This window comes from Mycolicibacterium aurum, from assembly GCF_900637195.1.
In the GTDB taxonomy this organism is placed as follows: domain Bacteria; phylum Actinomycetota; class Actinomycetes; order Mycobacteriales; family Mycobacteriaceae; genus Mycobacterium; species Mycobacterium aurum.
This window is the reverse complement of record NZ_LR134356.1, coordinates 1,847,783-1,868,759: the sequence shown is the minus strand read 5'-3', so window position 1 is coordinate 1,868,759 and position 20,977 is coordinate 1,847,783. Positions and strand designations below refer to the sequence as shown.

The following is a 20,977-nucleotide window of genomic DNA, read 5'->3' as shown; positions in this document are numbered from 1 at the left end:
GTAACCTCTGCCGCCATGACCCCGTCTCACCCTGCGTCCCATCCCGCGTCGTCTCCGCACGGCATCGGCGCAGCGCTCGCGGAGATCCTGCGCGACGACCTGAGGGTCGACGTCGCACGCATCACGCGCGATTCCCGCCTCATCGACGACGTCGGCCTGGATTCGGTCGCCTTCGCGATCGGAATGGTGGCCATCGAAGACAAGCTGGGGGTGACGCTGACGGAAGAGGACCTGCTGACCTGCGACACCGTGGGCGATCTGGAGTCGGCGATCCTGGCGAAGGTGCCCGCGGACCGGTGAGCGCTCTCGCGACCGCCGTGTCACAGGCGATGACGACGTCGACGCATGATCTCGTCCTGCTCGACCGCACCACCGGAGAATGGGTCCGCCATCCGTGGCAGGAGCTGCACGTCCGCGCCGAGAACGTCGCCGACCGCATTCTCGATGGTCCCGACGGCGCCGTGGGACTGGTCGGCGAGCCCACCGCCGAATTCATCGCCGCGATCCAGGGCGTCTGGCTCGCCGGAAGGTCACTGTCGATCCTGCCCAGCCCGGTCCGAGGTGCGGACGACCAGCAGTGGGCGCAGTCCACCGCCGAGCGTTTCTCGGGGATCGGCGTCACGCAGGTATTGACCCACGGCGCCTATCCAGACCTGTTGCGCAGCAACCCCTTCGCGCTTGTCATTGACGACATGTCGACCATCGGGCACACGCAACGGTCCACCACGCTGCGCCGGCAGACCGCCCCCGCAGGCGTCCCGGCGGTCCTACAGGGCACGGCAGGATCCACCGGGACACCGCGTACCGCCGCGTTGTCGGCGGCCGCGGTGATGAACAACGTCACCGCCCTGCTGGATCACGCCGGCGTGGACGCCACCGCCGACGTCGGCATGACGTGGCTGCCGCTCTACCACGACATGGGCCTGACGTTCCTGCTCACCGGGTTGATCACCGGCGGTGAGATGTGGCTGGCGCCGACGGCCGCGTTCGCCGCGTCACCGTTCCGGTGGCTGAGCTGGCTCTCGGAGAGTCGCGCAACCCTGACGGCCGCACCGAATTTCGCGTACTCGGTGATAGGCAAGTACGCCCGCCGGGTGCCCGACGTCGATCTTGGCAGTCTGCGGTTTGCCCTCAACGGCGGCGAGCCGATCGACTGCGGGGGCTTCGAGGTGTTCCTCACCGAACTCTCCCGCTTCGGACTGGACCCGAGGGTGGCTGCACCCTCCTACGGGCTGGCTGAATCGACCTGCGCGGTCACCACCCCGACGCCGGGCACGGGTCTGGTCGTCGATGAAGTCCGCGACCCAGCAACTGCGCGCGTGCACCGCCACGCCGTGCTCGGCACCCCGATCCCCGGCATGGAGGTGCGGATCACGCCGTACAGCGACTCCGGGCACGCCGGGGACCGCGAAGTCGGGGAGGTCGAGATCCGCGGGACGTCGATGATGTCGGGGTACCTGGGGCAGGAGCCCGTCAGGCCCGAGGAGTGGTTCCGCACAGGCGATCTGGGCTACCTGACCGATGCCGGTTTGGTGGTGTGCGGCCGGATCAAGGAGCTCATCACGGTCGCGGGTCGCAATATCTTCCCCAGCGAGGTCGAGCGTGTCGCCGCCCAGGTGCGCGGCGTGCGCGAAGGCGCCGTCGTCGCGGTGAGCACCGGGACCGACTCGGCCAGGCAGGGCCTGGTGGTGGCCGCGGAGTTCCGGGGACCCGACGAGTCGGGCGCGAGAAGCGAAGTGGTGCAACGGATTGCCTCGCAGTGCGGCGTGGTGCCCGCCGAAGTGGTCTTCCTGACGCCCGGCGCGCTGCCACGCACCTCATCAGGCAAACTGCGACGACTCGAGGTCAAGGCCACTGTGGCGGCCCAACGGATATGACCGCGAGCATCCGAGCGTGGGCCTCATGCACACATCAGAGACGGCGGGTTCAAGGGATGGATGCAACACCCTTTGATTGAGGAGTGTTGCGATGGGGTCCCATGCGATTCAGCCGGCGACGGTGAAAGCGTTCTGGGCGCAGATTGGGTTGGGGCTCAATCCGGCTGAGGCTGCCTTCGCCGTCGGTGTGTCGCTGGGGGCGGCACGGAAGTGGCTGACCGACGCTGGTGGTGTGAAACAACGTGTGTACGAGGTGAAGATAGAGGGGCCCAAGCCCCGACTGACCCTCGAAGAGCGCATCCAAATTCAGGTCGGTGTGGGCCGTGATGAGTCACTGCGCTCGATCGGAGCGCGACTCGGGCGTGCGGCGTCGACGATCAAGCGTGAACTCGACAATAACGTCGAGAACCGCTACGACGGACGCAAGTCGGGTTACCGCCGCAAGAAGGCTTTCGGTGCGCGCCAGAGCGGTAGCACCTCGACGGTGCGCTATGACGCATTGGCTGGTGAGCGGTCGGCGGCGAGGCGGGCGCGACGCCCCAAGCGAGGAAAGCTCGCCGCCAATGACACCTTGCGCGACGAGGTGCAGACTCGGTTGAAGCTGCGTCATAGTCCGCGCCAGATCGCGCGCCGGTTGCGCAGCGACTTCCCCGACGATCTGGAGATGTGGGTGTCACACGAGGCCATCTACCAGTCCATCTACGTCCAAGGGCGCGGATCGCTGCGCCGTGAGCTGCACCAGTGCTTGCGGACCAAGCGGGCCATTCGCCGGCCTCGGCGCCAGCCCGAGACCCGCCGCGGTCGGATCCCGGGCATGGTTAACATCAGCGAACGCCCGGCCGAGGTCGCCGACCGTGCAGTGCCCGGGCACTGGGAGGGTGACCTGATCATCGGCAGCACCACATCCGGATCTGCGATCGGCACCTTGGTCGAGCGCGCCACCCGGTTCGTCATGCTGCTTCATCTGCCCGACAACCACGGTGCGGTCGCAGTCCAAGACGCCATCGTGGAGAAGATGACCGAGCTGCCAGAGCACCTACGGCGTTCTCTGACCTGGGATCAGGGCAAGGAAATGGCCAACCACATCGCCATCGCCGCCGCAGCCGATCTCGACATCTACTTCTGCGATCCGCACTCACCCTGGCAGCGTGGCACCAACGAGAACACCAATGGGCTACTGCGTCAGTACTTTCCGAAGGGGACCGACCTCTCGCTGCACGGTCCCGGCATCCTTGACAACGTCGCCGCCGAACTCAACGGCCGACCCCGCCAGACACTGAACTGGAGAACACCCGCCGAAGCCCTCAACGAACTACTCTCAAAACCGCCAGCTGTTGCATCCACCCCTTGAACCCGCCGACCAATTCCGTACATAGGGCCCACGGTCGCTGCAGAAGGCTAGTGGGGTCGGTTCATCGCGTAGAGCGCCATCCGGCGGTTGGCCATCTGATGCTCGCCGAGGAACTCACACTTGGCGTACTCGCACAGCCGGCGCGCTCCGGCGTTGCGGTGGTCCGGATCGAACATGATGCGCCGGCAGGCCGGTTCGATCGCGAACAGGCTCGCGGCCAGGCGCGGCAGCAGTAGCGGACCGAACCCTCGGTTGACGATGTTCAGATCGGCGATCGCCGCGTGCACACCCAGATCGTAAGGGTCGGCGTCGTACCGGGGCGCGATCGAATCCTTTGCGGCGCGGTACACCTCGACGTACGCGTGCGCCTCGCCATGGAAGGTTCCGATCAGCGGACGCGAGTACGTGCCGGCCAGCTGCGCCCGCAGGTAGCCGTGCCACCACTCGACCGGCCGGTCATACTCCCACGCCTCGGCCAGGTGCGGTCGGTTCATCCATTCCGAGATCATCGCCGCGTCCGCGTCGGGGTCGACAAGCCGGACCTGGTACGGCTGCGCCAGTTGCGGAATCGGAGGGGCCGGGACGGCGCGTACCTCATCGCTGGGCGCGGTGAGCTCCCTGGGCAGGATCGGCAGCACATCAGTCATCGTGACCGCAGAGCCTACCGGAGCAGGTGGAACAGGTTCGGCCTACGTATTTCGCGCTACCGCAGCAACATCAGGCCCGCGGCCACCAGCGCGATCACCTTCACCACCTCGAACGCGACGTAGGCGACGTGGGCCCGCGACCGCGGCCCGTCGGCGCCCGCCAGCACCTGATCCGAGCGCCGGGACAGCGCCGGACGGATCAGCACCACCTGGCTGAGCAGCATCGCCGAAGCCGTCGACAACGACACCAGCGCAACGGTGGCTGCGTCTCCCCACCACGCTGCGAGCAGAGCTGTCACCGCGAGCACGCCCTCGCACACGTTCAGTGCACGGAACACCAGGCGCCCGATGCCCAGCCCGATCGGCAGCGTCACGCCCGGCGCGCGGAACTTCAGCGGCGCCTCCAGGAACGAGATCGCCAGCACCATGCCGAGCCACACGAAGGTCGCGGCCACAGCAACGGCGAGAAGACCCTGCACGCGCCGAATCCTAGGTGACGCCGAATCGCGGGTGACACCGAATTCCACGTGACACTGTGGAGCAGTGGACGTCGACCGGGTCACCGAACTGCGGCGCTGGGAGGAGGCCGGCGCCGTGTGGCAGGTGGTCGGGCGCACCCGATCCTCGGTGACGATCGAATTGCTGAGTTGCGACGGTGGTGAGTGCGTCGGACGGTTCACCAGCACCGATCCTCGCGTGCTCGGATTCGTCGGCGACCGTGCCACCAGCCAAGAGTGACAGCTCGTCCGGCGCTCCGCCTATTTGCCGGTTCGACACCTCGCGGCGATCGGCGGCGTTACCGTACAGCCAGGGGGTAGCGGGAGCGCTGCATGCGGTGCTCATCGCACGCACGGAAGGGTCGCTCACGTGGCAATGACGCCTCAGCATCCGGAGATGCCCTCCTCGCGGCATGGGCGGTACGTCGGCCGTGTCGGCGCGCTCGCCGTCGCGCTCGGCATCGGCGCGGCCATAGCGAACGGAAGTGCGGTCGCCGCGGCGGACGACGGCGCATCGGGTTCCGAGTCCTCAGACACCTCGCAGACCTCGCAGTCGGAATCCCCCGACCGCGATGCCGGCGCGAGCACACCCGAATCCGGGCCGACGAGCACGTCCCGAGCCGATGCCGAGGACTCCGAGGGAGCCGACGAGGTCGCAACCGAGGACATCGAGGAACCGGACGACCAGGACGACGCCTCTCCTGCCGCCAAGACCCGGGGCTCGGAGACACGCGCCACCATCGACGTCGTCGGCCCCAGCCGCGACAGCGATGAGTCCGACACGGAGACAGATGAACCCGCAAGTCCCGAGTCGACGGCGATGTGGACGCTGGTCGGCGCGGCGCCGCGCCGGGAGCCCGCCCCTGATACGGCGCCACCGTCTGAGCAGACGGCGGCGCCGATCGACACGCAGGTCAACACCAAAGCAGTGGCGGACTCCAGCCCGCTGGGCACCGAACAGCAACTCGAGGCCGAACGCATAGCCGCGGCGACGGTCAAGACCTGGCCGGTTCAGCTGATGCAGCGCGTGCTCGAGGTGGGGTGGCTGCTGACCGCGATCCGCCAGTACGGCGAGATCGGCGGACCCGACTGGGAGAACTTCCGGCAGCTCGGGCGCGCCGTCGACGAGTACGCGATGGGCGCCGCGTTCCAGCAGCAGCTGCTCAATCCGATGACACCGACCGTGGTCACCCAGGTCGCACCGCCACACACCTGGTACGGACGGGCAGTCGGGGGGTCGCGCATCCTCTACGACAACCCGGACACGATCTATCGCTTCATGGGTGTGAACATGACCTCGACCTACGTCATCAGGGGTCGCTTCACCGGCGCGCTGCCCGCAGACACCAACTTCAGTGTGCTGACCGGACTTTCGGGCGTCACTGCGGACAACCTCAGTGGCCGGCAGATCGAGATCGGCGCCGACGGGTCGTTCACCATCACCGTCAGCGGTGCTCCCGCCGCCCAGGGGCAGCGCAACCACCTGCAGTTGACCGCCGACACCACGCTGATCGCGGTGCGAAACACCTTGTCGGACTGGAACACCCAGCCGCCGATGACTCTGTCCATCGAGCGCCAGTCAGGACCTCGCGACAGCCTGTTCAGCCAACTCGGTGGCTTCGCGATCCCTGGTCTCGGGCCCATGGTGACCAGAAGCCCCCTACTCACGACGCTGGTGTCGGTCATCCCCCCGATGAAAAAGCCGCCGACGATCCTGCGCGGCGTCTTCACCGCGGTGATCATGGCGCTCGGTTTGGGACAGGAGTCGAAGTACATCAAGGTCGCCACCACGGACCCGCAGACCGGCGAGCGTGTCGCGCCGAACGTGCTGAGGAACCCGACCCGCAACGCCGAGTTCCTGGCCACCCAGTTGCAAAGCGCTGGGTACTTCGCACTCGCCGATGACCAGGCGCTCGTCGTCACCGTCACGCCGGGCAATGCGCGCTACTTCACCGTTCCGGTGACCGATCTCTGGACGATCACCGACAACTACTGGGACGAACAGACCAGCCTGAACAACGCCCAGGCGGTCGCGAATCCGGACGGCACGTACACGTTCGTCATCTCGCCGACCGATCCCGGCGTCTACAACTGGGTGTCGACCGGCGGCCTGAACAGGGGCACGATCTCGATGCGGTTCCAGGACCTCGACCTGACATTGCCGGTGACGCCCACACTGACGTCGCAGCTCGTCGCGCTGTCGGACCTGCCGGCGGTGCTGCCGACGACGACGACATACGTCACCCCGGCGCAGCGCGCAGCGCAGTTGTCCGCACGGAAGGCCGGGTTCGACACGCGATTCGGCACGCCTCAGTGAGCGGTCGCGTGCGCGTCCTTCTTCTTGCCGAACGGCAGCACGTGCACGACCGCCACGACGATCGCGCCCACCACGAGCCCGATCACCGCTGACGCGGCGGTGTTGACCAACCAGGCGAGCGCACCTCCCACGCCTGCCACGTGGTGCACGTACTCCTCGCCGTGGTGGACAAGCGCGTAGGGCGCATGCCAGCCCAGTTCGTCAGCCCCGATGAGCAGGATGTGCCCGCCGACCCACAGCATCGCCACGGTGCCGACGACCGACAGCGCCGAGAGCAGTTTCGGCATGCCGGCGACGAGGCCGCGACCCACCTTCTGCGCGAAAGCCGAGGAGCGCTGCGTGAGGCTCAGGCCGATGTCGTCCATCTTCACGATGCCGGCGACGACGCCGTACACGACCGCAGTGATCACGACGGCGACGACGAGCAGGATGAGCAGCCGCGGTACAAACGACTGGTCAGCCACCTCGTTGAGGGCGATGACCATGATCTCGGCCGACAGGATGAAGTCGGTGCGGACCGCACCGGTCACCATCAGTTTTTCGGCGTCCGGTCCCGCCGCCGCGACGGGGGCCGCATGCGAGTCGCTGCCGCGGATCATGCCCCAGACCTTCTCGGCTCCCTCGAAGCACAGATAGGTTGCGCCGAGCATCAGGATCGGGGTCAGCAGCCACGGCACGAACTGACTCAGCAGCAGCGCGGCGGGCAGGATGAAGAGGACCTTGTTGCGCAGCGAGCCCAGCGCTATGCGCTTGATGATCGGGAGTTCGCGTTCGGCAGCGATGCCGTGCACGTACTGAGGGGTGACCGCGGTGTCGTCGATCACCACGCCGGCCGCCTTGGCGGTGGCCCTGCCTGCGGCGGCACCGATGTCGTCGACGGACGCAGCGGCCAGCCGTGCCAGCGCCGCGACATCGTCGAGGAGCGCGAACAGACCCGCACTCATCGGGAAACTCCGATTGCAGAGGCGGTCATGGACCGAAGGGTACCCAACCGGCCGGGAGTTTGGGCCTGCGGCTTCGTGGTAACCCCGCTGACGTTCCTCGACAGCAAGGTGGCCCATGAAGACTCCAGTGAGAACCGCTTTCGTCGCAGCCGGCAGCGCTGCAGTACTCGCGCTCGCCGTGGGATGCGGCAGCAGCGACAGTGGCGACGAGTCCACGACGACCACATCAGAGACCAGCACGACCGAGACGACCATGTCTCCGACGACCACCACACCGACCGCGACCGAGGCCCCCACCTCGGGTGCTCCGGGTGAGACCCCGGCGCCCGGCGGTGCCGGCGGGCCTGAGGGTGGCGGCGGCTCCATTCCCGGCGGACCCACCGGTGGCGGCGACGCCGACGGCGGCGGCGGCTCCATCCCCGGCGGACCCACTGGCGGCGGCGGACCCGACGGCGGCGGCGGCTCCATCCCCGGCGGACCCACGATCACCGGTGGGCCCGGAGGCGGCTCAGGTTCGATCCCCGGCGGACCCACCATCAACATCCCGGTGCCCTGACCCCGGGTGAGTTCTGACTCAAGAGCGCCCTCGGTACTTTTCGACGTCGACGGCACGCTGGTCGACTCCAATTACCTCCATGTGACGGCGTGGCTGCGCGCCTTCGACGCCGAAGGGGTGCCCGTCGACGGGTGGCGCATCCACCGCTGCATCGGGATGGACGGCACGACGCTGGTACGCACCCTGAGCGGCGACGCCGGACAGGACGTGCTCGACCGTCTCAAGGACCTCCACAGCGAGTTCTACCAGGAGACGACCTCGTTGCTGGCGCCTCTGCCGGGGGCTCGTGATCTGCTGAGGTGGGTTGCGGGTCACGGCCTGCAGGTGGTGCTGGCAACGTCGGCCCCCGAGGACGAGCTGGCAACCCTGCGCGAGATTCTCGACTGCGAGGACGCCATCTCGGCGGTGACGTCGTCGGAGGACGTCGATACCGCGAAGCCCAAACCCGACATCGTGCAGATCGCGCTTGAGCGCGCGGGCGTCGGTGCGCAGGACGCGGTGTTCCTGGGCGACGCGGTGTGGGACTGCGAGGCGGCGAAACGGGCCGGCGTGCCGTCGATCGGGGTGCAGAGCGGTGGCGTGTCACCGGCCGAGCTGCGCGAGGCGGGCGCGACGGCGGTGTTCGAGGATCCGGGCGACCTGTTGGCGAACGTCGACTCGACGCTGCTCGGCGAGCTGGCGCGGCGGGTCAGCGACCCGCGGTAACCGGGTCCCCTGTGAGCGCCGCGAGTCGTCGCCGCGAGGCCTCGGTGCGAATCTTCTGCGGCCACCAGAACCAGCGTCCGAGCAGCGCCGCCACCGCCGGGGTCATGAACGAGCGCACGATGAGGGTGTCGAACAGCAACCCCAGCGCGATCGTCGTACCCACCTGTGCCATCACCTTCAGGTCGCTGAACGCGAAGGTCGCCATCGTGAAGGCGAACACCAGACCGGCCGATGTCACGACCGAGCCGGTGCCTGCCATCGCCCGGATGATGCCGGTCTTCAGCCCGCCGGGCAGTTCCTCCTTGAACCGGGACACCAGCAGCAGGTTGTAGTCCGAACCGACCGCCAGCAGCAATATCACCGACATCGGTAGCACCATCCAGTGCAATTCCAGCCCGAGGATGTGCTGCCACAGCAGCACCGAGAGGCCGAACGACGCCCCGAGGGAGAGCAGGACGGTGCCGACGATCACGGCGGCCGCGACGATGCTGCGGGTGATGATCAGCATGATGATGAAAATCAGTGTCACTGCGGCTATTCCGGCGATCAGCAGGTCGTAGAATGCACCGTCGCTCATGTCTTTGTAGGTGGCGCCGGTGCCCGCCATGTAGATGCTCGACCCTTCCAGCGGAGTACCTTTGATCGCCTCCTTCGCCGCGGTCTTGATCGGCACGATCTGCGAAATGCCCTCCACCGTCGCCGGATCGCCTTCATGGCTGATGATGAAGCGCACCGACTTGCCGTCCGGGGAGATGAAGTTCTCGATGCCGCGCTTGAAGTCGTCGTTGTTGAACGCCTCCGGCGGCAGGTAGAACGAATCGTCGTTCATCGAGTCGTCGAACGCGTCTCCCATGGCATCGGCGTCCTCTGACATCGCCGCGCCTTGGTCCTGCTGGCCTTTCTGCGTCTGGTACTGCGTCAGCATCATCGTCTGCATCGATCGCATCGTCTCGATCTGACTGGGCAGCAACGCGATCAGTTGCGGCATCAACGCGTCGAGGCGTTCCAGTTCCGGTACCAGCTCCTGGATGTCGTCGGTCAGAGGATTGATTCCGTCGAGGGTGTCGAACACCGACCGCATCGCCCAGCACACGGGGATGTCGAAGCAGTGCGGCTCCCAGTAGAAGTAGTTACGGACCGGCCGGAAGAAGTCGTCGAAATCGGAGATGTGGTCCCGTAGTTCGACGATGTCGATGGTCATCGACTTGGTCTTGGTGACCATCTCGTGGGTGACCGCGGACATCTGCGTCATCAGCGCCGACATCTTCGTCATCGTGTCGATGTTGGTCTGCATCGCATCGGCTTGGACCAGCATGTCCGCCATCCGGTCCTGCATGTACTTCTCGTTGAGCCGCTGCGTGGTGCCCTGCCTGCTCATCGCGAACGGAATGGTGGTGTGCTTGATCGGTTTTCCGTCCGGCCGGGTGATCGTCTGGACGCGCGCGACGCCGGGCACCCGGAAGATGGCCTTGGCGATCTTGTCGATGACGAGGAAGTCCGCCGGGTTGCGCAGGTCGTGGTCACTCTCGACCATCAAGAGTTCCGGGTTCATCCGTGCGGTGCCGAAGTGCCGGTCGGCGACGGCGTACCCGACGTTGGCGGGGATGTCTTCGGGAAGATAGTCGCGCGCATCGTAATTGGTCTTGTAACCGGGCAATGTGAGCAGACCCACGAGCGCCAGCGCCATCGTCGCCGCCAGGACCGGACCCGGCCAGCGCACCACCGCGACACCGACGCGCCGCCATCCGCGCGACCTGATGGTCCGCTTCGGGTCGAACAGCCCGAAGCGACTGCCGATCGTGATCACCGCCGGGCCGAGCGTCAGCGCGGCGATCACCGCCACGAACGTGCCCACTGCACACGGCACACCCATGGTCTGGAAGTACGGCAGTCGCGTGAAGCTCAGGCACAGCATCGCGCCCGCGATGGTCAGCCCGGAACCCAGCACGACGTGCGCGGTGCCGCGGAACATCGTGTAGTACGCGGTCTCCGGGTCCTCGCCCGCTCCCCTGGCCTCCTGGTATCGGCCGATCGCGAAGATGGCGTAGTCGGTTCCCGCGGCGATCACCATCAGGGTCAGCAGGCTGGTCGCGAACGTCGACAGGCCGATGATCTCGTAGTTGGCGAGAAACGCGACGATCCCCCGTGCCGCGCCGAGCTCGATGAACACCATCACCATGGTCAGCACCATCGTGGCCACGGATCGATAAACGATCAGCAGCATGATCACGATGACGCCGAACGTGATCAGCGTGACCCGGAAGACGCTCTTGTCCCCGGCACTGTGCTGGTCGGCGACCAGCGGTGCTCCACCGGTCACATAAGCCTGTACGCCCTCGGGCGCCGGGGTCTGCGCGACGATCTCGCGCACCGCTGCGACAGCTTCGTTGGCCCGAGGCTCCCCCTGATTGCCGTGCAGGTACACCTGGACGTAGGCCGCCAAGCCGTCGGTGCTCTGGGCGCCGGACGCGGTCAGCGGGTCGCCCCAGAAGTCGGCGACGTGCTGCACGTTGGCGGTGTCGGCCTCCAGCTTGTCGATGAGCTGGTCGTAGTAGCGGTGCGCGGCGTCGCCCAGCGGAGCCCGGCCCTCGAGCACGATCATCGCGGTGCTGTCGGAGTCGAACTCGTCGAAGTTGGCGCCGACCCGTTGCATCGACACCATCGACGGTGCGTCTTTGGCGCTGAGCCCGACGGTGTGTGCCTCGCCCACCTTCTCCAACGGCGGGACCGCGACATTCGTCAGCACGGTGAGCAACACCCAGCCCAGCACGATGGGTACCGCCAGTACACGGATGACCCTGCCGATTCCCGACCGCCCGGCATGCGCCACGTTCCACCGCCCCCCGTTCAGGCCCGACTCGGCCCACAGAGAAGCCGCACGCGTGACACTCCGCGCCTCGCGTGTCATACATCTAGCCCGTCAAACCATCGCTGTCAATCGCCTGTTGACAGCGTTTTCACAGCTTGACCTGCGGTTGGGACCGGGCCCGCTACTTCGCCGGGTTCAGCTGATCGAGTGCGTATTCGGCGCCGCGATTCAACGGAACCGGCTCGGTGTCCCGCGCCGTTTCCACGTTGATGCCCTTGGCCGCGCTGATCACCTGCTCCAGCTCGGGCTTCTTCTCGAACAGCGTTTTGGTCAGCACGCACGCAAGGTTCGCGTCGATGTCATCGCGGACCAGAAGCAGGTTCGGCACGACGATCGTCTTGACGTCGGCGGGCAGCTGATAGGTGGCGGCCGGGATGACGCCCTCCTCGTAGGCCGGGCTGATCTCGGACATCGCGGCCAACTGCGGCGAGATGTCGACGAACGCCACCTCATCGCGCGCCGAGGTGAGCAGGTCTGTGATGCCCGGCGTCGGCAGGCCACCCGACCAGAACAGCGCGTCGATGGAGCCGTCTTTCATACCGTCCACGGTCTTGGTGAGGTCGAGCCGTTGCGCGGCCACGTCGGAGGCCGGATTGAGCCCCGCCGACTCCAGCAGCCGGTTGGCGATGACCTCGGTGCCGGATCCGGGCGAGCCGGTCGACACCCGTTTGCCCCGCATGTCGGCGACGGACGCGATGCCGCTGTCCTTCCTGGCGATCACCTGGGTGTAGTTGGGATAGATCCGCGAGATCGCCTGGATGGGCTGCTTGTCACCCTCGAATCCCGCCTTGCCCTCGACGGCGTCGGCAGCCGTGTCGGCGAGCGAGAACGCCAGCTGGTAACTGCCGCTCACCAGCTGCTGGATGTTCTGCACCGAGGCACCTGTCTCCGCCGCGGTCGCCTTCACCCTGCCGTCGGTGGCTGCCGAAACCTGCTCGGCATAGGCATTGCCCAGCGAGAAGTACACGCCCGTCGAGTTGCCGGTGGCGATGCTCACCCGGGTGTCGGAGCTGACCTCGCAGGTGATGTCGCCTCCCGAGTCGGCGCTGGGTGCGTCCTGTCTGCCACCGCAGCCCGTGGCCGCCGCCCCGGTGAGCGCCAGCGCGGCGAACCCCGCGACGACCCTGGTCGCACATCTCATGTCCGTCATCCTCATGTCGGTCTCCTCTTGTCGATGAAGGTGAGCGCGACTGCAGCGAGCAGACACGCGAACCCCGCCGCGATGGTGACGGGGTCCAGGAAGAGCAGCAGCAGCGCGGCAATCGCGGTGAGAACTCGGGCGATGCGGCCCATCGCCCCGACGCCGAGCGCCCAGCCGCCGGCCGCGAACGAGAGCGCGACGATACCGACGCACGCCACCGCGGACGCCCAGATGACGCCCAGCACCGGCCCGCGGGCGAGCAGATACTCTCCGGGACCGGTCACAACGAAGGCGATGGGCACCAGGAACGCCGGCGCCGCGTAGCGCAAGGTCTGCCACATCGTCGGGATGGCCCGCCCGCCGGTCACGGCGGAGGCGCCGACGGCCGCCAGCGCCGTCGGCGGCGTGACCTCCGACAGCACCGAGTAGTAGAAGACGAACATCGCCGCTGCCGGTGCGGGCACATCGAGCGCCAGCAGTGCCGGTCCGATGATGACCCAGCCGATGACGAACGACGCGGTCACCGGTATCGCCAGGCCGAGCAACGCCAGCGCCACGGCGGCGAAGACCGCCGTCAACGCCAGCATGAGGGTGCGATTGTCGGTGAGTGCGTCCACCCCGCCCACCAGCACCGACGAAAACTGGGCGCCCAGACCGGTTTTGGTGGTCATCGCGGTGATCACGCCGGCGGCGGCACACACCGCGACGACGGGGAGCACTCCGCGCACACCGCCGCTGAGCGCGTCGAACAACCGGCGCGGAGTCAGTCGCCCGCGTCGGTCAAGGAACGACAGGACGAACGCGAGCGCGGTCGCGTACACCACAGCTCTGGTCGCCGACATCCCGACGGCCAGCAGCACGACGATCGCGATCAGCGACGAGAAGTGATATCCGAAGCGGGCGAGCAACTTCCACGGCGACTGGGTGTCCAGGTGCGCTGCCTTCATCCCGAAGCGGCGCGCGTCGATCTCGACGGCGAGCAGAATGCCCAGGTAGTACAGGACAGTGGGAATCATCGCCCAGCCCAGCACCGTCAGGTAGGACACCTCGAGGTATTCGGCCACGATGAACGCCGCAGCGCCCAGAGTCGGCGGTGACAGCAGTGCGCCGACGCCGGCTGCTGCGAGCACACCGCCCGCCCGCTCCGGTGTGTAGCCCGCCCGCCGCATGATCGGCCAGGTGACCGCGCCGACGCTGACAGCCGTCGCCGTGCCCGAACCGGACACGGTCCCGAGCAGGAAGCCGGACGCCACGGCGGTGCGGCCCGCGGCGCTGCGTGATCGACGGAAGGATGCCACCGACAGCTCGACGAAGAACCGGGCACCACCGGAGAGTTCGAGCACCGCGCCGTAGATGGTGAACAGCACGATGTAGGTCGCCGCGACATCCAGTGGGGTTCCGAAGAATCCACTGCCCGAGTTGTAGAGCGCGTCGATGATCTGGTCGAAATCGAGACCGGCGTGCGCGATCGCCCAGCCTTGCGGCAACAGGCCGCCGTAGTAGCCGTAGGCCAGAAAGACTGCGCAGACGATCGGCAGGGCCCAGCCGGTCGTACGCCGGCACGCCTCAAGGATGAGCACCAGCAGCAGCGTGCCCATCACCACGTCCGTGGGCTCGAGCAAGCCCTGGCGGTCCAAGAAGGCGTTGTAGCCACCTCCGCCGGAGCCGATGCTCAGCGGCAGTACGGGATACAGGCATACCACCAGCGTCGCGGCGGCCAATATCCAGTCGAGCGGTCCCGGGTGATCGTCCGGGTCGAGTCTGCCCATACCGGACCGGTAGACCAGGTAAACCAGCGGCAGCGAGCCGGCCAGGAACACGATGAGGTAGTACTGGCTGCCCTGCGGCAGCGGCCGAAACACCTGCCAGATGGTCAGAATCGCCACGCCGAAGGCCGCGCAGGCGACCAGACGGTGCGTCCAACCGCGCAATTCACGGCCGGGCTTCTCCTGGTCGTCCACCTGCACTGCCGCCGGCGGCTCCGCGGTCGCGGCAGACGGTGGCGTTGCGGCGACCGCGGTCGGCGAGTCGCCGGGCTCACCCGATGGGCTCCGGTCCATAGGGATCTCAACGTTATGCGGCGATCACTGCACCCGCGGCGAAATCCTGACTTCGGTTGCCGGAGCACATTTGTCGTAGGGCCTGCACCCGTAGGCTGGACGGATGAGCCCCGGAGAGCAGCGCGCCGGTGTCGAGCTGACCAACCTCGACCAGCACCTGACCGACGATGCGGGCGCCACCAAACGCGACCTCGTCGACTATCTCGACGCCGTCGCCGACCGCATGCTGCCGGTGCTTGCCGGCCGGCCGCTGACCGCGTTGCGGGCGCTGCGCGGCCGGGCTCCGTTCATGCAGAAGAACGTGCCGAAATACACCCCCGAGTGGGTACGCACAGTGCCGATCTGGGCGGAGGCGTCCCACCGCGAGATCCATTACGCACTCTGCGACGACCGCCGCACGCTGCTGTGGCTGGCCAATCAGCGCGCCGTCGAATACCACCCGGCGCTCGGCCTGGCCGACGACATCTACCGCCCGACGCACCTGATCCTCGATCTGGACCCGCCCTCCGGTGACGATTTCGCCGCCGTGGTCGCCGTCGCGCACATGGTGCGCCAGGCTCTCCAGGCCTGCGGGTTGGCCGGCGCCGTGAAGACCAGCGGGTCGCGCGGGATCCACATCTTCGTCCCCATCGACGACACGGCACCCGTGGACGACGTGGCAGCTGCCACCCGGGCGCTGGCCGCGCGCACCGAAGCTCTCGATCGGTCCGTGGCCACAACGGCATTCATCGTCGAAGACCGCGCCGGCAAGGTGTTCGTCGACGCCACCCGCGCGGGCGGTGCCACCGTGGCAGCGGCCTACAGCCCGCGCTTGCGGCCCGGCACGCCGGTGTCCTTCCCGGTGGCGTGGTCGGATTTGGATCGGGTGCACCCCTCTGACTTCACCGTGCACACCGCGCTCGATGCGCTGACCGATCCCGACCCGTGGACGACGGAGATGCCGGCGCCGCAGCGGCTGCCCGCCGATCTGATCCACCACGGCCGCACGATCCCGGTGGCTCGGGTGGCGGCGATGCACGAGGGGAAACGCCGTGCCAGGGCCCGCCGCGAGCGGAGCGAGCAATCAGACACAAGCGAGCGGAGCGAGCAATCCGACACAAGCGAGCGGAACGCGTAGTGCGGCCGACTATCCCGGCGACGCCGGCCGGACGGTGGCCACATCGGTGAGCCCGCTGACGGTCAGCACCGGTAGCAGGATCGGGTTGACCACCACGTCGATCGACTCCGCGTGATCGAAGAGCACGTTGATGGCGCCGCTGTCCAGATATTCGACCTCGCTGAGGTCGACCCGTAGCACGGTTCCGTCGGGGTTCGCGGTGATCGCGTGGGCGATCGCGTCGGAGAACGTGCCGATGTTGCTCAGGTCCAGCTCTCCGGCGGCGAACAGCACCAGAGAACCGTCGTCCTGACGGTCGGTACGGAGGCGCAGCGGTGTGGCCATCAGGCAATCCTTGCGTGCATGTGCACGGTGGTGCCGGTGTTTTGCGAATCGATGGTGACATCTTGCATGAGCGCCCGCATGAGCGCGATACCCCGTCCACGATGCAGCTCGGGAATGTCCGCGGGCGTTTTCCAGGTACCGGTGTCGACGATGGTCACGTGCAGACGGTCAGGCAGCGCGATCGCGCGGAGACGGACCCGCCCGGCCGGGTGGTCCCGGTGCCCGTGCTCGATGGCGTTGGACAGTGCCTCACCCACTGCGATCAGCACGTCGAGGCTCTGCTCGGAGCTCACCCCAGCGCTGTCCAACCAGCCGCGCAGTGCCGTGCGGCTCCCGGCCAGCTCGTCGACGTCGGCGGCGAACTCCAGCTCCAGCGGCGCAGGCTGCCGGTACAGCAGTAGAGCCACATCGTCGTGATAGCCGTCGGACGGCGCCAGCCGAGACATGATCGTGTTCGCCAGCTCGTCCAGCGCGGTGGCCCGGTTGTCCGCAACGACGTCGGTGGCGCGCGCGATGCCGTCGTCGATGGACTCGCGGCGGCGTTCCACCAGCCCGTCGGTGTAGAGCAGCAGGGTCGACCTCGGCGGCATGGTCGCGTGCGCCTCTGTGCGGTGCGGGGGTTGCCTCAGCCCGAGGGGGGTCGCGCGCGCGCCTTCGAGCAACCGCGTCGAGTGGTCTGCCTGCACCAGGATCGGCGGGGGGTGTCCGGCGCAGGAGTACACCAGCTCGCCGGTCTCGGGGGTGAGCACCGCGCAGAAGGCGGTGGTGCACCTGGCGCCGGGCAGGCGGGCGGCAAACCGGTCCAGCCCTGACAACGCGGCGGCCGGACTGGGATGCTCCAGGAGAAGCGCACGGCAGGCGCTGCGCAGCTGGCCCATGACGGTGGCGGCTTTCAGCCCGTGGCCGACGCAGTCGCCCACGATGAGCCCTATGCGACCATCGTCGAGGTCGACGACGTCATACCAGTCCCCGCCGACCTGAAGCGGGACCGTCGCCGGCTGATATCGCACGGCAAACCCGCGGGAGACGGCCGGGCCAAGGATCGCGTGCTGGAGCGCCAGCGCCGTTTCTCGCTGCTGATCGATCTGGTGAACCCGTTGCAGGCCTTGACCGAGACGTCCGGCGAGCACGGTCAGGAGTGTCTCGTCCTCCGCAGAGAACCGGCGCTGTTCGAACAGCTCGAGGTAGATCACCAGAACACCCAGCGGGTGCTGCAGCGCCACCCCCGCAGCTCCGGGCTCAGACGTCTCGGGGTCGAGCAGATCGTCATCGCGCAGGCGGACGATCGCCTGACGGGTGCCCGACGACAGCTCGTCCCATCGCGTCGGTTCACCAACGCAGACCATCGCGGTCACACCCGTCATGGTCGCGTCATCGGCGTCCTCGTCGGGCGGTCCGGAGGGCAGGGTGACCGCCAGCACCCGCCGCGCGCCCCATACCGCCTGGAAGGCCTTGGCTGCGGCCGCAACCGCGTCGTCCACTGTATCGGCTTGTACCAGTTGCTCATTGAGCGATGCCAGCGCTGATTCGCGCTGGACGATGTAGTGCTCGGCAGTGACGTCGCGCATCGTGCCGACGACGATCCGACGACCGGTGTCCGGATCCTCGGCATGGGTGAACGTCGCCGTGACCCAGAGTCGATGCCCGTCCCGATGCGTCAGCGGAACTGCGGTCAGCACTCCGTGCTGCTGCTCGAGCACCTGGGTAGACGCCTCGGTGACCATCCGGTGAGCATCGGGGTCACTGTCGAGCGAAGGCCACCAGGGATGCGCGACACCGTAAGGCAGGCCGTCGGTGTCGTATCCCAGGATGTCGGTGAATGCCCCGTTGATCTCGATCACGTTGCCGTGCTCGTCGCAGATGAAGAAGGCTTCCTGCAGGGAATCGACGACGGCCGTCCGCCACCGCGCGTGATAGTCGCGCAGTCGTGCGAGCTCGACGTTGGCGCGAACCCGGGCAAGGAGTTCGGCGGCGGCGAAGGGTTTGACGAGGTAGTCGTCGGCCCCGGCCCGCAGCCCGCTGATCGACTCCTCCTGACCGGCACGCGCGGACAACAGCAGCACAGGTACCGCTGCGGTGCGCCGGTCGGCCCGAAGCGCCGCAACCAGTCCGAGACCGTCGAGTCGCGGCATCATCACGTCGCTCACCACGATGTCCGGAATGTCGGCCCGGACGGCTTCGAGCGCCTCGTAGCCGTCGGCGACGGCATCGACCTGGTAGCCGTCGGCCCGCAACAGCCGGGTCAGATAGTCGCGCATATCGGCGTTGTCGTCGGCGACGAGCACCCGCAGGGTGCCGAGGGCTCCTGAGAACGGCGGCTGATCGGCCGAAAGCTCTGATGGATAGCCTTTCTCGCGCTCTGACAGCTCAGAGCCGTCCCGGCCGGCCGGCAGCCAGCGCAGCGCCTCCTCGACGTAGGCAACTGCGCCCACACCGACCCGGCGAACGCCTTCTGCGGGGGCGGCCACCTCATCGGGTAGGTGCGCTGTCCCGATGGGCAGCCGGATCGTGAAGGTGGTCCCCCGCCCCTCCACGCTGTCGGCGTCGATGGTGCCGCCGTGAAGCTGGATGAGTTCCTTCACCAGCGCCAGTCCGATGCCGCTGCCCTCGTTCGAGCGTGCGCGCGCGTTCTCGATGCGGTGGAACCGCTCGAACAGCCGCGGCATCTCGGCGGCAGGCACGCCGGTTCCGGTGTCCGACACCGTCACCACCGCCTCCGCCGCCTCGCGATAGGCCCGCACGGACACCACGCCCTCGAACGTGAACTTCAGCGCGTTCGACAGCAGGTTGAAGATGACCTTCTCCCACATGTCGAGGTCGATGTAGACGGGATCGCCGATCGGCTCGCAGTTCACTTCGAGGGTGAGCCCCGCGCGTTCGATGGCCGAGCGAAAGACGCTGGCGAGATCTGCGGTGAAGGTGCCGAGATCTACCTCCCGATAGTTGGCCTGCGTGCGACCCGCCTCGATGCGGGAGAAGTCGAGCAGCGCGTTGACCAACTTGGTGAGCCGTAATCCGTTACGCCACACCATGTCCAGCTCGTTGCGCATGGCGTCGTCGACACCTTCGGCGCGCCGCAACTCGGACACCGGATCGAGGATCAATGTCAGCGGGGTGCGGAACTCGTGGCTGATGTTGGAGAAGAAGGTTGTCTTGGCCCGATCGAGTTCGGCCAGTTCGTCGGCGCGCCGTTGTTGTGCGCGGTAGCTGCGCGCCAGGCCGATGCCCGCCGCGATGTGTCCCGCGACGAGGGTGACGAAGCCCCGATACCCCTCGTCGAGGGGTCGGTACCGGTTGAGCCCGGCGACCATGAAGCCGCTCGGCGGACCACCCTGGGGAGACAGCGGCACGACCAGTGCCTGCACCGGCGGTTGTTGCCAGTTACCGGTCGGCAGGCCCGCATACGCGTCACCGTCGAGGTCGACCAGTACCGACTCGCCGCGGGCCGGCTCTGCGACCGGCCACGGGCTCGCGGCGTCGGGGGCCAGCGTCGCCGGAGCCGCAAGGTGGCCTGCAGGCAGACCGCTGGTTGCCGCCAGGTGGGCAGCGCCGTCGTCGTCGAACAGATACGTCAGCGTGAACGGCAGGTCGCTCAGATTCTGGGCGAGCTGAGACGCGGTGAACGCCAGGATCTCCGACTCGGTGCTCAGCACGTTGGGGTCGAAGCCCAGGTCTCGCAGCGTGGCCATCCGCCGCTCGCTGATCACCTGCATGGTGTCCTCGTTGACCACGCACAACATCCCGACGACCTGCCCGTCGTCGTCGCACAGCGGGCTGTAGGAAAAGGTGTGGTAGGTCTCCTCGGGGTAGCCCGAACGTTCCAGGAACAACAGAAGCGCGGCGTCCCAGGTCGCCTCGCCGGTCGAGAGCACCTGTTCGATTCGCGGGCCGGCGGCTGCCCAGACCTCCGCCCACACTTCGCGTGCCGAACGTCCGAGCGCCCACGGGTACTTGCGGCCCAGCGTGTCGCGGCGGTAGGCGTCGTTGCAGAAGAAGGTCAGGTCCGGCCCCCAGGCCATCCACATGGGGAACCGCGAGGACAGCAGGATGCTCACCGCGGTCTGCAGGCTCTGCGGCCAGCCTTCCGGCGGGCCGAGCGGTGTCGATGCCCAGTCCACGCGCGCGTGGTCGCGGCCGACGTCGCCGCCGGCCGCGAAAACCTGGGCGGAGGAACCGCCTTCGGTGCTCGTTCCCGTCATTGCGGCCCGTCTGCCGAGGACAGAGCATCGGCCACGCTGCGGTGGGGCGGCAGCACCGAGTCGAGTCTGGTGACTTCGATCGGACGCGTCACCTCCGGGTTGGTGGCCACCAGACGCACCGCGACGCCATGTGCGCTGCCGCGTTCGGCGCAGCCGATCAACGCGTTCAGCCCGGCACTGCCGAAGTAGGTGACACCGTCCAGCTCGACGATCAGCACTCTGGCTGGATGCGCTTGCGCCTCAACCACAGCGGCGTCCAATGCGGTCATCAGGGCGTCGGCGGTGCTCGAGTCCACGTCGCCTTCGGCCCGCAGCACGACCGCGACGTCGCGAACGTCGCGCACGATGTCGAGAAGTCCCACGCGTCCCGTCG

General features: G+C 67.6%; 17 protein-coding genes. 8 read left to right on the top strand and 9 right to left on the bottom strand.

Going from position 1 to position 20,977, the window contains the following annotated elements; all coding sequences use genetic code 11:
- Positions 1–15: 15 nt before the first annotated feature.
- From EL337_RS08860 to EL337_RS08850, 3 genes are all read left to right on the top strand, one after another.
- The gene (locus tag EL337_RS08860) at positions 16–300 is read left to right on the top strand and encodes an acyl carrier protein (RefSeq protein WP_048634560.1); all 285 of its coding nucleotides are present in this window, start codon (positions 16–18) and stop codon (positions 298–300) included.
- Positions 297–1,877 carry a long-chain-fatty acid--ACP ligase MbtM gene (gene mbtM, locus EL337_RS08855; protein ID WP_048634559.1) on the top strand — a complete coding sequence of 527 codons (1,581 nt, stop codon included), beginning with the start codon at positions 297–299 and terminating at the stop codon, positions 1,875–1,877. The genes EL337_RS08860 and mbtM overlap by 4 nt, the downstream gene beginning before the upstream one ends.
- A 91-nt stretch (positions 1,878–1,968) precedes the next feature.
- Positions 1,969–3,228 carry an IS30 family transposase gene (locus EL337_RS08850; RefSeq protein WP_235666611.1) on the top strand — a complete coding sequence of 420 codons (1,260 nt, stop codon included), beginning with the start codon at positions 1,969–1,971 and terminating at the stop codon, positions 3,226–3,228.
- Positions 3,229–3,275: 47 nt separating this feature from the next.
- On the opposite strand, the gene EL337_RS08845 is transcribed toward EL337_RS08850, so the two are convergent.
- Complete coding sequence (locus EL337_RS08845) at positions 3,276–3,875, bottom strand: GNAT family N-acetyltransferase (protein WP_048632384.1); 600 nt, start codon at positions 3,873–3,875, stop codon at positions 3,276–3,278.
- A 56-nt stretch (positions 3,876–3,931) separates the two neighbouring features.
- Positions 3,932–4,303 carry a hypothetical protein gene (locus tag EL337_RS08840; protein ID WP_048632425.1) on the bottom strand — a complete coding sequence of 124 codons (372 nt, stop codon included), beginning with the start codon at positions 4,301–4,303 and terminating at the stop codon, positions 3,932–3,934.
- Between the two features lie 115 nt (positions 4,304–4,418).
- Between EL337_RS08840 and EL337_RS08835 the strand changes: the two genes are divergently transcribed.
- Both EL337_RS08835 and EL337_RS08830 read left to right on the top strand, forming a co-directional pair.
- Entirely contained in the window at positions 4,419–4,613 is a 195-nt protein-coding gene (locus tag EL337_RS08835; RefSeq protein WP_048632383.1) for a hypothetical protein, read from the top strand.
- 135 nt (positions 4,614–4,748) lie between these two features.
- Complete coding sequence (locus EL337_RS08830) at positions 4,749–6,689, top strand: DUF1214 domain-containing protein (RefSeq protein WP_048632382.1); 1,941 nt, start codon at positions 4,749–4,751, stop codon at positions 6,687–6,689.
- Here the strand turns inward: EL337_RS08830 and EL337_RS08825 are convergent.
- Positions 6,683–7,633 (bottom strand): DUF808 domain-containing protein, encoded by a 951-nt coding sequence (locus tag EL337_RS08825; protein WP_048632381.1) that lies wholly within the window; start codon positions 7,631–7,633, stop codon positions 6,683–6,685. The genes EL337_RS08830 and EL337_RS08825 overlap by 7 nt on opposite strands.
- A gap of 115 nt (positions 7,634–7,748) precedes the next feature.
- Between EL337_RS08825 and EL337_RS08820 the strand changes: the two genes are divergently transcribed.
- Both EL337_RS08820 and EL337_RS08815 read left to right on the top strand, forming a co-directional pair.
- Positions 7,749–8,189 carry a hypothetical protein gene (locus tag EL337_RS08820; protein ID WP_048632380.1) on the top strand — a complete coding sequence of 147 codons (441 nt, stop codon included), beginning with the start codon at positions 7,749–7,751 and terminating at the stop codon, positions 8,187–8,189.
- A gap of 6 nt (positions 8,190–8,195) precedes the next feature.
- On the top strand, positions 8,196–8,894 hold the full coding sequence (locus EL337_RS08815; RefSeq protein WP_048632379.1) for an HAD family hydrolase: 699 nt from the start codon (positions 8,196–8,198) through the stop codon (positions 8,892–8,894).
- On the opposite strand, the gene EL337_RS08810 is transcribed toward EL337_RS08815, so the two are convergent.
- The 3 genes from EL337_RS08810 to EL337_RS08800 all read right to left on the bottom strand — a co-directional run bounded on the left by EL337_RS08810 (position 8,878) and on the right by EL337_RS08800 (position 14,964).
- Positions 8,878–11,724: an MMPL/RND family transporter gene (locus tag EL337_RS08810; protein WP_048632424.1), complete on the bottom strand. Its 2,847-nt coding sequence runs from the start codon at positions 11,722–11,724 to the stop codon at positions 8,878–8,880. The two genes, EL337_RS08815 and EL337_RS08810, sit on opposite strands and share 17 nt — an antisense overlap.
- A gap of 160 nt (positions 11,725–11,884) precedes the next feature.
- Positions 11,885–12,919, bottom strand: a complete 1,035-nt coding sequence (locus tag EL337_RS08805; protein ID WP_370737150.1) for a TAXI family TRAP transporter solute-binding subunit — start codon at positions 12,917–12,919, stop codon at positions 11,885–11,887.
- Positions 12,916–14,964: a TRAP transporter permease gene (locus tag EL337_RS08800; protein ID WP_048632378.1), complete on the bottom strand. Its 2,049-nt coding sequence runs from the start codon at positions 14,962–14,964 to the stop codon at positions 12,916–12,918. The genes EL337_RS08805 and EL337_RS08800 overlap by 4 nt, the downstream gene beginning before the upstream one ends.
- Before the next feature lie 103 nt (positions 14,965–15,067).
- On the opposite strand from EL337_RS08800, the gene EL337_RS08795 reads away from it, so the two are divergent.
- Positions 15,068–16,081 (top strand): DNA polymerase domain-containing protein, encoded by a 1,014-nt coding sequence (locus EL337_RS08795; protein ID WP_048632377.1) that lies wholly within the window; start codon positions 15,068–15,070, stop codon positions 16,079–16,081.
- 9 nt (positions 16,082–16,090) lie between these two features.
- Here the strand turns inward: EL337_RS08795 and EL337_RS08790 are convergent, their stop codons facing one another.
- From EL337_RS08790 to EL337_RS08780, 3 genes are read right to left on the bottom strand one after another with little or no spacing between them, the layout of a single operon-like run.
- A complete protein-coding gene (locus EL337_RS08790; protein WP_048632376.1) occupies positions 16,091–16,405 on the bottom strand; it encodes an STAS domain-containing protein in 315 nt (104 codons plus the stop codon).
- The gene (locus EL337_RS08785) at positions 16,405–20,604 is read right to left on the bottom strand and encodes a SpoIIE family protein phosphatase (protein WP_048632375.1); all 4,200 of its coding nucleotides are present in this window, start codon (positions 20,602–20,604) and stop codon (positions 16,405–16,407) included. Before EL337_RS08785 ends, EL337_RS08790 begins: the two co-directional genes overlap by 1 nt.
- Entirely contained in the window at positions 20,601–20,966 is a 366-nt protein-coding gene (locus EL337_RS08780; RefSeq protein WP_048632374.1) for an STAS domain-containing protein, read from the bottom strand. The genes EL337_RS08785 and EL337_RS08780 overlap by 4 nt, the downstream gene beginning before the upstream one ends.
- Positions 20,967–20,977: the final 11 nt, after the last annotated feature.

Coding starts and splice junctions, on each gene's coding strand:
- EL337_RS08795 (WP_048632377.1), top strand. CDS start 15,068: ATGAGCCCCGGAGAGCAGCGCGCCGGTGTCGAGCTGACCAACCTCGAC.
- EL337_RS08860 (WP_048634560.1), top strand. CDS start 16: ATGACCCCGTCTCACCCTGCGTCCCATCCCGCGTCGTCTCCGCACGGC.
- EL337_RS08805 (WP_370737150.1), bottom strand. CDS start 12,919: ATGAGGATGACGGACATGAGATGTGCGACCAGGGTCGTCGCGGGGTTC.
- EL337_RS08820 (WP_048632380.1), top strand. CDS start 7,749: ATGAAGACTCCAGTGAGAACCGCTTTCGTCGCAGCCGGCAGCGCTGCA.
- EL337_RS08830 (WP_048632382.1), top strand. CDS start 4,749: ATGACGCCTCAGCATCCGGAGATGCCCTCCTCGCGGCATGGGCGGTAC.
- EL337_RS08850 (WP_235666611.1), top strand. CDS start 1,969: ATGGGGTCCCATGCGATTCAGCCGGCGACGGTGAAAGCGTTCTGGGCG.
- EL337_RS08785 (WP_048632375.1), bottom strand. CDS start 20,604: ATGACGGGAACGAGCACCGAAGGCGGTTCCTCCGCCCAGGTTTTCGCG.
- EL337_RS08825 (WP_048632381.1), bottom strand. CDS start 7,633: ATGAGTGCGGGTCTGTTCGCGCTCCTCGACGATGTCGCGGCGCTGGCA.
- EL337_RS08845 (WP_048632384.1), bottom strand. CDS start 3,875: ATGACTGATGTGCTGCCGATCCTGCCCAGGGAGCTCACCGCGCCCAGC.
- EL337_RS08800 (WP_048632378.1), bottom strand. CDS start 14,964: ATGGACCGGAGCCCATCGGGTGAGCCCGGCGACTCGCCGACCGCGGTC.
- EL337_RS08790 (WP_048632376.1), bottom strand. CDS start 16,405: ATGGCCACACCGCTGCGCCTCCGTACCGACCGTCAGGACGACGGTTCT.
- EL337_RS08840 (WP_048632425.1), bottom strand. CDS start 4,303: ATGGTGCTGGCGATCTCGTTCCTGGAGGCGCCGCTGAAGTTCCGCGCG.